This is a genomic window from Nonomuraea sp. GTA35, assembly GCF_041950525.1.
GTDB lineage: Bacteria > Actinomycetota > Actinomycetes > Streptosporangiales > Streptosporangiaceae > Nonomuraea.
The window spans coordinates 115,535-127,166 of record NZ_JBGNUV010000022.1 but is presented as its reverse complement, the minus strand read 5'-3'; the positions used below and the strand labels follow the sequence as shown (position 1 = coordinate 127,166).

General features: G+C 69.5%; 14 protein-coding genes and 1 tRNA gene. 4 read left to right on the top strand and 11 right to left on the bottom strand.

Translation table 11 applies throughout. The annotated features are described in order from the left end of the window. Positions 1–383 precede the first annotated feature (383 nt). Together ACBJ32_RS54395 and rlmB are read right to left on the bottom strand one after the other, a co-directional pair. Positions 384–456, bottom strand: a tRNA-Thr gene (locus tag ACBJ32_RS54395). A 20-nt stretch (positions 457–476) separates the two neighbouring features. Further along, a complete protein-coding gene (rlmB, locus tag ACBJ32_RS54390) occupies positions 477–1,442 on the bottom strand; it encodes a 23S rRNA (guanosine(2251)-2'-O)-methyltransferase RlmB (protein WP_375133561.1) in 966 nt (321 codons plus the stop codon). Positions 1,443–1,549: 107 nt separating this feature from the next. Here rlmB and ACBJ32_RS54385 point away from each other — a divergent pair, with 107 nt between their 5' ends. Beyond that, the gene (locus ACBJ32_RS54385; RefSeq protein ID WP_375133560.1) at positions 1,550–2,050 is read left to right on the top strand and encodes a SigE family RNA polymerase sigma factor; all 501 of its coding nucleotides are present in this window, start codon (positions 1,550–1,552) and stop codon (positions 2,048–2,050) included. Then, the gene (locus ACBJ32_RS54380; protein WP_375133559.1) at positions 2,047–3,252 is read left to right on the top strand and encodes a TolB family protein; all 1,206 of its coding nucleotides are present in this window, start codon (positions 2,047–2,049) and stop codon (positions 3,250–3,252) included. The genes ACBJ32_RS54385 and ACBJ32_RS54380 overlap by 4 nt, the downstream gene beginning before the upstream one ends. A 164-nt stretch (positions 3,253–3,416) precedes the next feature. On the opposite strand, the gene ACBJ32_RS54375 is transcribed toward ACBJ32_RS54380, so the two are convergent. The 3 genes from ACBJ32_RS54375 to ACBJ32_RS54365 form a co-directional block, all read right to left on the bottom strand. Beyond that, on the bottom strand, positions 3,417–3,872 hold the full coding sequence (locus tag ACBJ32_RS54375; protein ID WP_375133558.1) for a hypothetical protein: 456 nt from the start codon (positions 3,870–3,872) through the stop codon (positions 3,417–3,419). A gap of 104 nt (positions 3,873–3,976) precedes the next feature. Then, complete coding sequence (gene cysS / locus ACBJ32_RS54370) at positions 3,977–5,368, bottom strand: cysteine--tRNA ligase (RefSeq protein WP_357890967.1); 1,392 nt, start codon at positions 5,366–5,368, stop codon at positions 3,977–3,979. 43 nt (positions 5,369–5,411) lie between these two features. Continuing rightward, positions 5,412–5,798, bottom strand: a complete 387-nt coding sequence (locus ACBJ32_RS54365) for a PPOX class F420-dependent oxidoreductase (protein WP_357890970.1) — start codon at positions 5,796–5,798, stop codon at positions 5,412–5,414. A gap of 57 nt (positions 5,799–5,855) precedes the next feature. On the opposite strand from ACBJ32_RS54365, the gene ACBJ32_RS54360 reads away from it, so the two are divergent. Next, the gene (locus ACBJ32_RS54360) at positions 5,856–6,839 is read left to right on the top strand and encodes a DUF2637 domain-containing protein (RefSeq protein WP_375133557.1); all 984 of its coding nucleotides are present in this window, start codon (positions 5,856–5,858) and stop codon (positions 6,837–6,839) included. A 68-nt stretch (positions 6,840–6,907) separates the two neighbouring features. On the opposite strand, the gene ACBJ32_RS54355 is transcribed toward ACBJ32_RS54360, so the two are convergent. The 4 genes from ACBJ32_RS54355 to ACBJ32_RS54340 form a co-directional block, all read right to left on the bottom strand. Then, complete coding sequence (locus ACBJ32_RS54355) at positions 6,908–7,177, bottom strand: GlsB/YeaQ/YmgE family stress response membrane protein (RefSeq protein WP_375133556.1); 270 nt, start codon at positions 7,175–7,177, stop codon at positions 6,908–6,910. A 97-nt stretch (positions 7,178–7,274) separates the two neighbouring features. Beyond that, positions 7,275–7,574: a GlsB/YeaQ/YmgE family stress response membrane protein gene (locus ACBJ32_RS54350; protein WP_375133555.1), complete on the bottom strand. Its 300-nt coding sequence runs from the start codon at positions 7,572–7,574 to the stop codon at positions 7,275–7,277. A 184-nt stretch (positions 7,575–7,758) separates the two neighbouring features. Continuing rightward, positions 7,759–8,229, bottom strand: coding sequence for a 2-C-methyl-D-erythritol 2,4-cyclodiphosphate synthase (ispF, locus tag ACBJ32_RS54345; protein ID WP_357890982.1), 471 nt, complete (start codon positions 8,227–8,229; stop codon positions 7,759–7,761). Positions 8,230–8,246: 17 nt separating this feature from the next. Next, entirely contained in the window at positions 8,247–8,729 is a 483-nt protein-coding gene (locus ACBJ32_RS54340; protein ID WP_043624891.1) for a CarD family transcriptional regulator, read from the bottom strand. Positions 8,730–8,980: 251 nt separating this feature from the next. Between ACBJ32_RS54340 and ACBJ32_RS54335 the strand changes: the two genes are divergently transcribed. Beyond that, positions 8,981–9,562, top strand: coding sequence for a copper chaperone PCu(A)C (locus tag ACBJ32_RS54335; protein WP_375133554.1), 582 nt, complete (start codon positions 8,981–8,983; stop codon positions 9,560–9,562). 52 nt (positions 9,563–9,614) lie between these two features. Here ACBJ32_RS54335 and ACBJ32_RS54330 read toward each other — a convergent pair whose 3' ends face one another. After that, the gene (locus ACBJ32_RS54330) at positions 9,615–10,307 is read right to left on the bottom strand and encodes a response regulator transcription factor (RefSeq protein WP_185110404.1); all 693 of its coding nucleotides are present in this window, start codon (positions 10,305–10,307) and stop codon (positions 9,615–9,617) included. A gap of 64 nt (positions 10,308–10,371) precedes the next feature. Beyond that, on the bottom strand, positions 10,372–11,544 hold the full coding sequence (locus ACBJ32_RS54325) for a sensor histidine kinase (protein ID WP_375133564.1): 1,173 nt from the start codon (positions 11,542–11,544) through the stop codon (positions 10,372–10,374). Between the last annotated feature and the right edge of the window lie 88 nt (positions 11,545–11,632).

Sequence of the window (11,632 nt, the reverse complement as noted above, 5' to 3'; positions counted from 1 at the left end):
GCATCGCCACCCGCTACGACAAGACCCCTGAGAGCTACATCGCCGGCCTCCACCTTCGTGGCGCGATGATTTGGATCAAAGACCTCACACGACCCACCCCTTGATCACAACCCAATACACGCCCTAGGCGGTTCCGGACACGTGATCACGCGGAATCGACGCGTCACAGTCAACGCTCACGAGCGATTTCGCGTGTCCGCACAAGGACATCTACGGTCACCTCCTGGAAGGCGACCGGCGCGCGGCAACGGAGGCCAGCTTCACCGCTCTCCTGGGGAAACAGCCCCCGGTGGCTCCCGAAGACGCCGCAGACACCGGTTGAGGGCCAGAAACCGAAAGGCCCCTGACGGCGTAACGCCTGTTCAGGGGCCTTCTGGTTGCAGAGCCGACGAGGGGAATCGAACCCCTGACCTTCTGTTTACAAGACAGATGCTCTGCCGATTGAGCTACGTCGGCACGGCCTACCAGTGTAGACGCTAGAGACGCCTGTGACGAGCGACTTCATACAGCGCCACCCCAGCCGCCACCCCCGCGTTGAGCGACTCCGCAGCCGCCTGCATCGGGATCCGCGCCACCACGTCACAGTGCTCCCGCACCAGCCGCGACAGCCCCTTGCCCTCCGAGCCGACGACGACCACCAGCGGCTCGGTCAGCAGGTCGACGTCGCCGATGTCGGTTTCGCCGGCGCCGTCGAGGCCGATGACGAAGAGGCCGGACTCGCGGTATTCGCGCAGGGCCGCCGTCAGGTTGGCGGCGCGGGCGACGCGGAGGCTGGCGAGGGTGCCCGCCGAGGTCTTCCAGGCGCCGCCCGTGACGCCGGCCGAGCGGCGGGACGGGATGAGCAGGCCGTGGGCGCCGAAGGCGGTGGCGGAGCGGGCGATGGCGCCCAGGTTGCGGGGGTCGGTGACCGAGTCGAGGGCCACGATCAGCGGGGGCTCGCCGGCGTCGTGGGCGAGCTCCACCAGCTCCGACGGGTGGGCGTAGTCGTATGCCGGGATCTGGAGCGCGATGCCCTGGTGGACGCCGCCCTCCGTCAGACGGTCGAGCTTGTCGCGGGTGACCTCGAGGAGGGCGATGCCGCGCTCGGCCGCGATCTTGATGGAGTCGCGTACGCGGTCGTCGTTGTCGATGCGCTGGGCGACGTAGAGGGCGCTGGCCGGCACCCCTGCCTGCAGGGCCTCCAGCACCGGGTTGCGGCCGCCGACGTAGTCGGGGGCGTCTTCCGAGCGGCGCTGCTGCCTGGCGGGGGCGGCGCGGCGGGTGCCGCCGCGCTCCTCGCGGGCGATGCGCTCGGTACGTGCCTTGTCCTTGTACCAGTGGCGCATCTCGGCGGGTGGGGTCGCGCCCCTGCCCTCGAGCGACCGGCGGTTCTGCCCTCCGGTGCCTTTGGCCGGGCCCTTTTTCTTCGCGGGCCTGCCCGAAGCCCTACCGCCTGCTGCCATGTCAACAAGGGTACTCGGGCGGTCGGTGAGCCCAAGCCACCATGGATTCAACAAATGTTCCACCAAGTCCGTCTGTGTGGTGACGAACCACGGAAAGGCGATGACAAGTGGAAGACGACTCCCGCTTCACGGAGTTCGTCGCCGAGCGGGCCAACGCGTTACTGCGCTACGGCTACGCGCTCAGCGGCAACCCGCATGACGCGGCCGATCTGACGCAGGAGGCGCTGGTCAGGCTGCACCGGGCTTGGCCGAGGGTGCGCGGCAAGGAGGACCCGGAGCGCTACACCAAGGTCATCATGACCAGGCTGCACATCAGCGTCTGGCGTCGCCGCCGGCGGGAGCAGCTCGCGTGGGCGCCGCCCGAGACGCCTCTGCACGACGTGCTGCCCTCCGACGGCGACCAGGAGCTGTGGCAGGCGCTCGAAGGGTTGCCGCGCAAGCAGCGCGCCGTGCTCGTCCTCCGCTTCTACGAGCAGCTCCCCGACGCGGAGATCGCCGGCGTCCTCGGCATCTCCCAGGGGACCGTACGCAGCCACGCCTCGCTCGGCCTGGCCCGGCTGCGCGCCGCGATCGCCCACCACTCACCCGCCAAGGGGAACGCCTCATGAGCAAGGATCTGGAGAACGACCTCACCAGGGTCATCGGCCGCGCCGCGGAGAGCGCCCCGCAGGCCCCGAGCGACCTGCCCACTCAGGTGATGGGCCGCTCCCGGCGCCGCCGGACCCGCGCGCTGGCCTCCGTGACGGCGCTCGCGGCGTCCGCGGTGGTCGTGGTGGCGGGCGGGGTCGCCCTGTCGGTACGGGGGCTCCAGGAGGCCCCACAGGTCGCGGTGGAGCCCGCACCGGCCCCCTCGTCCGAGCGGGACACCATGCCCGGCCCGGTCGAGCAGGTGTGGCCGGACGCCGTCCGGAAGATCCCGGCGAAGCTCCCGGAGGGCCGCAAGCTCCGCCCGGTCATCTTCCTCGACGACCGCACGCTGCTGATGCAGACGTGGGAGAGCCACGAGAAGGCCGACGCCCTGTACGCGTACGAGCTCGACACGGGCCTGACCCGCAAGATCACCGATATCCGGACGCCGAAGGGCGTGTTCGCCTCGGCCTTCACGGCGGGAGCGGGCCGGATCTTCTGGCAGACGATCGAGGACACGCGTACCAGGCTCTGGTCCGTGCCGGTCGCGGGCGGCGAGCCCGCCGCCGTCCCGACCGACACCCCGATCAGGCAGGGCGCGGACAAGCTGACGGTGACCGGCGACAGGCTGGCCTTCTCCGCCTTCAGGGGAGGCGGCGTCTTCACCGTCCCCCTCGACGGCGGCGCCGTGACCCCCGTCGAGAACGCCGGCCGCCATCACATCCTGAACTGGCCGTGGGTGGGCACGCCCGGCGAGTACACGCCGGACGAGGAGCCCAGCTTCGAGGAGCTCTACAACGTCGAGACGGGCGAGCTGAGCAAGGCCCTGGTCCGCCCCGGCGACCGCTACGTCAGGTGCGGCGTCACCACCTGCGTCGGGGTGAACGCCGCCGGCAAGCCCTTCTTCCGCCTGCGCGACGGCTCGCAGGAACGCGAGCTGCGGGAGAGCGCGCTGCACGGCCTGTCGCAGGACCGCTTCATGACGGTCCGCCTGCCCCGGCCCGCCCAGGGCGAGGCCCTGGTCGACCTGGTGACCGGTAAGTCCGGCGACCTGGGCCTGCGCCCGGACGCCAAGGGGCAGATGATGAGCGTCCAGCCGGGCATCACCAACGACCGGCTGGTCTGGTACGAGCTCAAGGACAAGCTCGTGATCATCGACCTCGCCCGGATCGCGTCGTCCTGAGGCCTGTTTCAGCAGTCGGGTGAGGGCTGCTCGTGCTCAAGGCATGCGTCCCGAGGGAAGCTCGTTCCGGAAGTCCGTCGGGACGCGGCCCGCTCCCGCAGGGGAGACCCGCCGTCCGGTGGTATCAGCACGCGACGAAGGCCGGCTTCACTGCGCGCGGGAGGTCATCCCGTGAAGCTCGTGCACTTGTCGTAGCCGCCGCCGATGACGTCTCTCTTGAGACATGACTTGTAGGTCTTGCCCGAGATCAGGCGGAAGGCCTTGGTGTAGCTCGTGCCGTTGATGTCAACACCCGCGGTGGAACCCCCGACGACGAAGGTGAGCAAGTAGCTCTTGTTCGCGGTGCTGGTCGGATTGGTGATCCGCGCCCACACCCACCATTTGCCGTTCCACTTGCCCTTACGCAGTTGCAAGGTTCCCAGGCCGGTGCTGAGCTGGATGCGCGTGGACACCTCGGTGGCGGCGGTCGGGGGGTTGGAGTTCCAGTTGGATGCCGCGGTGGCCGGAGCCGAGCCGAGAACGGACAGGGCCAGGCCGGCGGCTGCGACGATGGTCGTCTTCTGCAGAAATCTCACTGCCGTTTCGCTCCCAAGTCGGGGATCGTTGATCTGGAGCGTCACGGTAGTGACCGTTGGTATGTCCGAGGTATGCGCGGATCTCCGCGACCCGCGCAGGGGTCGGCTCGGAGGTGGAGCACCCAGGTGATCCACCTCCGATGAAGGCTCTAGCGGCTCAACTCCCAGCGAGCCCCGTGCGGCGTGTCCTCCACGGTGATGCCGGCGGCGGCGAGCTGGTTCCTGATGGCGTCGGCGGCCGCGTAGTCCTTGCGCTCCCTGGCCGCCTTGCGCTGCTCAAGCGCCACCGCCACCAGCGCGTCCACGACGGGCGTCAGGTCGGAGCCGGTGCCGCGCCACTGCGGCGAACGGGGGTCGAGGCCCAGCACGTCGAGCATGTTCTGGGTCTCGGCCAGCAGCCGCGCCACGGCCTCCTTGTCGCCGCGCGACAGCGCCACGTTGCCCTCGCGCACCACCTCGTGCACGACGGCCAGCGCCTGCGGCGTGCCCAGGTCGTCGTCGAGCGCGTCGGCGAACGCCTGCGGCAGCGGCGCGTCGGCGTCGACGTCGTGGATGACCTCGGCGGCCCGCGTCACGAAGCCCTCGATCCGCTGGTACGCGGCGGCGGCCTCCAGCAGCGCCTCCTCGGAGTACTCGATCGAGGAGCGGTAGTGCGGGCCCGCCAGGTAGTAGCGCAGCTCCACGGGCCGGACCTTCTGCACCATCTCGGGGATCAGCAGCGAGTTCCCGAGCGACTTGCTCATCTTCTCGGCGCCGATCTTGAGCATGCCGTTGTGCATCCAGTTCCGGGCGAAGCCGTCGCCGGCGGCCTGCGACTGGGCGATCTCGTTCTCGTGGTGCGGGAAGATCAGGTCGATCCCGCCGCCGTGGATGTCGAACGTCGGCCCCAGGTACTTCGTCGCCATCGCCGAGCACTCCAGGTGCCAGCCGGGCCGCCCCGGGCCCCACGGCGTCGGCCACGTCGGCTCGCCCGGCTTCTCGCCCTTCCACAGGGCGAAGTCGCGCGGGTCGCGCTTGCAGGACTCGTCGTCGGTGTCGGCCGCGGCCCGCATGTTCTCCAGCTTCTGGTTGGACAGGGAGCCGTAGCGGTCGGCGTACGACTGCACGTCGAAGTAGACGTCACCGCCCGACGCGTACGCGTGGCCGCGCTCGATCAGCCGCTCCATCAGCGTGATCATCTCGGGCACGTGCCCCGTGGCGCGCGGCTCGACGGTCGGCGGCAGACAGCCCAGCGTGTCGTACGCCCAGGTGAAGGCCCGCTGGTTGCGCTCGGCCACGACGAACCAGGGCACGCTCTCCGCGGCCGACACCCTGATGATCTTGTCGTCGATGTCGGTGACGTTGCGGCAGAACGTCACGTCGTACCCGGAGCGCATCAGCCAGCGCCTGAGCACGTCGAAGTTCACACCCGAGCGGATGTGCCCGATGTGCGGCGGAGCCTGCACGGTGGCCCCACACAGGTAAATCGACGCCCGGCCGGCTTCGACCGGAACGAATTCACGGATGGCGCGCGTGCTGGTGTCGTAGATGTGCAGGCTCACGAAGGCAAGGCTAACGCCTCAGGGCGGTCAGCACGCCGATAAATCAACCCCGCAAGATGACCCTGTCGGGAGAGAGCCGTACGATGAGCCGCTCGGTGCCCGGTTTGTCCTCCCAGGACGTGCCCTGGTACTTCTGCGCCAGCTCCTCGATGAGCACCCCCTCGGGGTCGGGCGTCATGGTCACCCGCCCGCGCACCTCCACGTACCGGTACGGGTTGTCGGGGTCGATGACCAGCAGGCTGGCCCGCGGGTCGCGCTCGAAGTTGCGCGGCTTCCTGCGCCCCTTCACGGTCGAGAAGAGGATGTCGTCGCCGTCGGTGCGCACCCACACGACCGACGACTGCGGCCCTCCGTCCGGGTTGAGGCTCGTCACCGTGGCGTGATTCGGCGCGTCCAGGAGTTTCCGGACATCTTCCGGCAGCACTGTCATGCGTGGCTCTCCCTTGATCGGTCTCGACCATCATTGTTCTGTAGGCTCGAGACCGCCATGGACGTGACTCCCCCCTCTACGCTCCGCCGCCTGGGCATCGCCCTGGCCGGGCTCGCGGTCGCCGCCCTCACCGGGGCCGCGTGCGCGCTGTCCTTCGACGACCTGCGCGCGCTCGCCATCACCGGCGAGGCCAGGCCCGACCTCGCCTTCCTCTACCCGGCGGCCTTCGACGCGCTCCTCCTGATCGCCCTGATCGCCGTGCTGCTGCTGCGCCCCGCCAGGATGCTGGTACGCGTGCAGGCGGCGTTCGTGCTGGTGCTGCTGATCGTGGCGGCCTCGGCGGTGAACGTGGCCACGGCGGTGCGCTTCCAGTTCGGCGTGCGGGAGACGGCCGTGGGCGTGGCCCTGGCGCCGTGGGTCATGCTGGCGCTGGCGCTGTGGCTGTGGTTACTGCTGATCAAGCACGTACGCGGCCCGGAACGCGCCGAGCACGAGGATCGTACGGCGGAGCAGGACATCGTGCCGTTCCACCGTCCCGAGACCGCTCCCCCGCTGGCCGCCGAGGCGCCCGCGCCCGTCCTGGAGCCCACGCCGGTGGTCGGCCCCACCGCCGCCCCCGAGACCCCGCCGGTCTCGGCCCGGGTGTCCGAGTGGCCCATGCAGGAGAAGGAACTCGCCGCCCAGCCCGTACCGGAGCCCGAGCCCGTACCGGCACCAGAGCCTGAGTCCGAGGCCGCGGCCGAGCCCGAGGCCGAGGCCGAGCCGCCGACGCGGCCCGTCCGCTGGGGCGACCGCGTCAAGCCCACCGACGTCCTGGTCCACCCCCGCCCGGAGGACGACGAGGACGAGGAGGACGCCGACACCCAGCCGCACCCCGTCTTCGAGGACGACACCCCCGACCCCCTGCACGGCCCGGAGACCGCCGACGGGGGCGAGAGGCGGGAGGAGATGGAGGACACCGCCCCGCACCCGGTGGTCCACGACGACACCCCCGCCCCGTCGGGCCGCCTGCGCGCCACCCCGCGCCCGCCCGAGGACTGATCAGGACATGGGCAGGCCCGCCCGGGAGCTCTCCCGGGCGGGCCGATGTATCCCGCCTTGAGCCGGCGTCAGACGCGGTGACCGCGCCTGAGTCCGGCGACCAGGCCGACACCGACGATCGCGAGCACCACCTGCATCACCAGCTCGATCCAGTCGATGCCGGGAGTCGTCTCCACGCCCAGCACCTGGGCGAGCAGCGTGCCCACGAGGGCCGCCACGATGCCGACGACGATGGTGAGGATCCACCCGATGGCCTGCCTACCGGGAAGCAGCAGACGACCGATTGCGCCAATCACGGCGCCAATCACGATGGCGCCAAGGATGGATTCGATGGTCATGACATGAAACCTCCCCGTGAGGGTGAGCGGTTCACTCTCACGGGGAGGTCGCTACCCGATCTACGGCGATTATGCATGCCGTAAAGATAGGGCCAGGTCAGGTCGTGGTTCGGCCGGTTCGGCCAGGACGGCCACCACCGCGCCCCATGCCCATGCGGGTCACAAGCAGCACGCCGATGACGGCCAGAGCGAGCTGGAGTATGTGCTCGATCCAGTCGATCCCTTTCGTGTCGGCCCATCCGAGCGCATGCGCGATCAGCGTGCCGACCAGGGCCGCCACGATGCCGACGATGAGGGTCAGGCCGATGGACATGTTCTGCCTGCCGGGCACCAGCAGTCTGGCCAGCGCACCGACGATGGCGCCGATGACTACTGCGGATACAATCGCGCCGATCATGTGTAGCTCCCCCCGAGACGTTCACATGTCTTGGGGAGACACATACCCCCTGAGCAGGCAAACTACCCATGAGAAGGCGGCGGCCCGTACCGCGCCAGTGACGAACCGCCGCCTCCCGATCAGGCGGGCCAGACGACCACCCGCCAGGACACCCTCACGCGTCCCTAGGTATGACGCCGGCAGCTCAGGAAAGGTTGACGACCAGCGCCGTCGCGATGGCCGCGACGCCTTCTCCACGCCCGGTCAGGCCCAGCCCGTCGGTGGTGGTGGCGGAGACGCTCACAGGGGCCCCCACGGCCGCGCTGAGGGCCTTCTCGGCCTCCTCACGGCGCGGGGCCAGCTTGGGCCGGTTGCCGACCACCTGGACCGCCACGTTGCCGATCTCGAAGCCGGCGGCGCGTACCTGGCGGGCGGTCTCCTCCAGCAGGGCGGCACCCGAGGCGCCCGCCCAGCGCGGGTCGGCGGTGCCGAACAGCCGGCCCAGATCGCCCAGCCCGGCCGCCGACAACAACGCGTCGCAGGCGGCGTGGGCGGCGGCGTCGCCGTCGGAGTGGCCTTCGAGGCCGGTCTCACCCGGCCAGTGCAGGCCCGCGAGGTTGAGCTCGCGGCCTGAGTCACTCGATGAGAACGGGTGGACGTCGACACCGACGCCCACCCGTGGAAGATTCGTGTTCAGGAGTTGAGAACCTCGTCGAGCAGGGCCTCAGCCTTGTCCTCATTGGTCTTCTCGGCCAGGGCCAACTCGCTGACCAGGATCTGGCGAGCCTTGGCGAGCATGCGCTTCTCGCCCGCGGACAGGCCGCGCTCGCGGTCCCTCCGCCACAGGTCCCGAACCACCTCGGCGACCTTGTTCACATCGCCGGAGGCGAGCTTCTCGAGATTGGCCTTGTAGCGACGAGACCAGTTGGTCGGCTCCTCGGTGTGCGGCATCCGAAGGACATCGAAAACCCGCTCAAGGCCTTCCTGACCGACAACATCGCGCACGCCGACGAGTTCTGCGTTTTCAGCTGGCACCTGGACGGTAAGGTCGCCCTTGTCGACCTTGAGCACCAGGTAGGTCTTTTCCTCACCCTTGATGGATCGCTTCGTGATTGCTTCGATCCGAGCAGCCCCATGGTGGGGGTAGACGACAGTGTCGCCGACCTGGAAAGTCATGTGACAAGTACCCCTTCCGCTGTACTCCAGGGTACCACGCATCCACAGCCTCCCGGAACAGTGAAATCCTCATAACTGCAGGTCAAGGCCGCATATTGGGGCTTGACAAGCGCTCAACTCTATGAATCGCATTTCCGGACATAGCGAATGACCTGCGGGGGTGTGGATATGACCTTGCATTGGGGTGGATATGGTGGGCGCTGCACATCACGCACGCGCGACACCTGCGCAAGACCAAGGAGTACCCGCCCGTGACCAGCCGTCGCTGGATTGCCGTAGCCGCCGCGTTCTTGGCAGCCCCCGCGCTCGCGGGCTGCGCGGCCGGATTCGACGCCACCACCAACCAGCCCTACGCCCCCGCCGAAGCACAAGTGCTGATCGATAAGGACGCGTACGGCAAGAGCGGCATTCACATCCCGCAGGCGTTCATCCTCGGGCCCGACTCCGGGGCCCAGATCCCCTGGCGCGGCTCCGCCCCCGTCTACCTCAACATCCTGAACACCGCGGGCGCCCCCGACACCCTCCAGGCGGTCTCGGCCGGCAACATGGGCACGGTGAAGGTCACGGCCCCGATCCAGCTCCCGAGCAACACGCTCGTCAACACCGGCAAGCCCACCCCGCAGATCATGCTCGAGGCGATCCCCAAGAGCCTCAGGGGCGGCGAGACCATCAAACTGGACCTCCAGTTCGCCAACGCCGGGGTCGTGTCCATGAACGTGCCTGTGGTGACGCGCAGCCGCGAATTCAAGGACTACCCGCCGGCCCCCGGCGCCACCGCGGCCCCCACGCCCACCCCGACCCCGTCCGCCACCGCGGCGGAAGAGGGTCACTGACCGCACGAGAAAACCCCGGTACCACGTGGTACCGGGGTTTTTCCACGTTCGCCTACTCCTCGACGGCGTCGAACTTGTAGCCCAGACCGCGCACGGTCAGGATGCAGCGCGGGTTCGACGGGTCCGACTCGATCTTCGCGCGCAGGCGCTTGACGTGCACGTCCAGCGTCTTGGTGTCGCCCACGTAGTCGGCGCCCCAGACCCGGTCGATGAGCTGGCCCCTGGTCAGCACCCGCCCCGCGTTGCGCAGCAGCACCTCCAGCAGCTCGAACTCCTTCAGCGGAAGCTGCACCTGCTCGCCCCGCACGGCCACGACGTGCCGGTCGACGTCCATGCGTACCGGGCCGACGGCCAGCACGGCCGTCTCCAGTTCCTCGACCACGTCGCCCTGGCGGCGCAGCACCGCCCGGATGCGGGCCACCAGCTCGCGCGAGGAGAACGGCTTGGTGACGTAGTCGTCGGCGCCCAGCTCCAGGCCCACGACCTTGTCGATCTCGCTGTCCTTGGCCGTCAGCATGATGACCGGCACCTTGGAGCGCTGCCGCAGCGAGCGGCACACCTCCGTGCCGGGCAGGCCGGGCAGCATCAGGTCGAGCAGCACCAGATCGGCGCCGTTGCGGTCGAACGTCTCCAGCGCCTCGGGCCCGGTCGCCGCGACGGACACCTCGAAGCCCTCCTTGCGCAGCATGTAGGACAGGGCGTCGGAGAAGGACTCCTCGTCCTCCACCACCAGAACTCGGGTCATGAGCCCTCCTCCGTCGGCCTCATGACCAGGGTGCTGTGTTCGATGGTTCCTTCGCTTCGCTCAGTCACGAGGCTGCCTCCAGGGGAATCGAGGGTGGTACTGCCACCGCCGTGCCGCCGAAGGCGGGCAGGCGGAGGGTGAAGGTGGAGCCGGACCCTTCCTTGCTCCAGACGGACACCTCGCCGGCGTGCGCGGCGGCGACGTGCTTGACGATGGCGAGGCCGAGGCCGGTGCCGCCGGTGGCGCGCGACCGGGCCGCGTCCACGCGGAAGAAGCGCTCGAAGATGCGCTCCAGCGCCTCCTCGGGGATGCCGATGCCCTGGTCGCTGACGCTGATCTCGACGGAGTCGCCCGCGGGCCGCACGCTGACGACGACCCTCGTGTGCTCGGGACTGTAGGCGACGGCGTTGTCGATCAGGTTGCGCAGGGCGGTGACGAGCAGCTCGTCGTCGCCCCAGATGCGCAGGCCCTCCGTGCCGCCGGTGACGAGCATGATGTCCTTGGCGGAGGCCCTGGTGTTGCAGTGGTCGATGGCGTCGTGGATCGCTTCGTCGATCGAGACCTGACCCGGCGTCGGGATGGGCTCCGCGCCCTGGATCCGGCTGAGCGTGATCAGGTCCTGGATGAGGTAGTTGAGCCGGGCGGCCTCGTGCTGCATGCGCCCGGCGAAGCGGCTGACCGCCTCGGGGTCGTCGGCGGCGTCCTGGATGGTCTCGGCCAGCAGGCTCATCGCGCCCACCGGGGTCTTCAGCTCGTGGCTGACGTTGGCGACGAAGTCGCGGCGCACGGCCTCGACCCGGCGCCGCTCGGTCTGGTCCTCCGCCAGCACCAGCACCTGGCCGTAGGAGCCGAGCGGTGCCACGCGGACGGCGAAGTTGGTGGTCTCCTGGCCGAACTTGTGCCCGGCGACGTCGATCTCGCTCTCGCGGATCTCGCCGTCGCGGCGTACCTGCCTCGCCAGGGCGAGCAGCTCCGCGGCCATCAGGCGATCGCCCTTGACCAGCCCGAACGCCCGTGCGGCCGAGCTGGCGCGCAGGACGCGGTCGTGGGCGTCAAGGACCACGGCGGACGAGGGCAGCACGGCCAGCACCGACGCCACGCCCTGCGGCAGCGCGGCACCGGTCTCCACGCCGTCCGCCGCGGCGGCACGGCTCGGGGCCTCGATCTGATTGCGGTAGAACAGGACCGCCAGCGCGCCCACCACGAACCCGGCCAGGGCCGCGAAGCTCATGGCCATCTCACTCATGCCTCCGATGGTAGGTGGCGTTTCCGCAGGGACAGACCCCCTCATCAGGGGATGAACGGCCCTTTCCTGGAAAGTTCAT

What these genes read in the sequence shown, in the direction of transcription:
- rlmB (WP_375133561.1), bottom strand. Translation starts at nt 1,442, where the DNA reads ATGGCAGCAGGCGGTAGGGCTTCGGGCAGGCCCGCGAAGAAAAAGGGC.
- ACBJ32_RS54380 (WP_375133559.1), top strand. Translation starts at nt 2,047, where the DNA reads ATGAGCAAGGATCTGGAGAACGACCTCACCAGGGTCATCGGCCGCGCC.
- ACBJ32_RS54365 (WP_357890970.1), bottom strand. Translation starts at nt 5,798, where the DNA reads ATGACAGTGCTGCCGGAAGATGTCCGGAAACTCCTGGACGCGCCGAAT.
- ACBJ32_RS54360 (WP_375133557.1), top strand. Translation starts at nt 5,856, where the DNA reads ATGGACGTGACTCCCCCCTCTACGCTCCGCCGCCTGGGCATCGCCCTG.
- ACBJ32_RS54355 (WP_375133556.1), bottom strand. Translation starts at nt 7,177, where the DNA reads ATGACCATCGAATCCATCCTTGGCGCCATCGTGATTGGCGCCGTGATT.
- ACBJ32_RS54350 (WP_375133555.1), bottom strand. Translation starts at nt 7,574, where the DNA reads ATGATCGGCGCGATTGTATCCGCAGTAGTCATCGGCGCCATCGTCGGT.
- ACBJ32_RS54340 (WP_043624891.1), bottom strand. Translation starts at nt 8,729, where the DNA reads ATGACTTTCCAGGTCGGCGACACTGTCGTCTACCCCCACCATGGGGCT.
- ACBJ32_RS54330 (WP_185110404.1), bottom strand. Translation starts at nt 10,307, where the DNA reads ATGACCCGAGTTCTGGTGGTGGAGGACGAGGAGTCCTTCTCCGACGCC.
- ACBJ32_RS54325 (WP_375133564.1), bottom strand. Translation starts at nt 11,544, where the DNA reads ATGGCCATGAGCTTCGCGGCCCTGGCCGGGTTCGTGGTGGGCGCGCTG.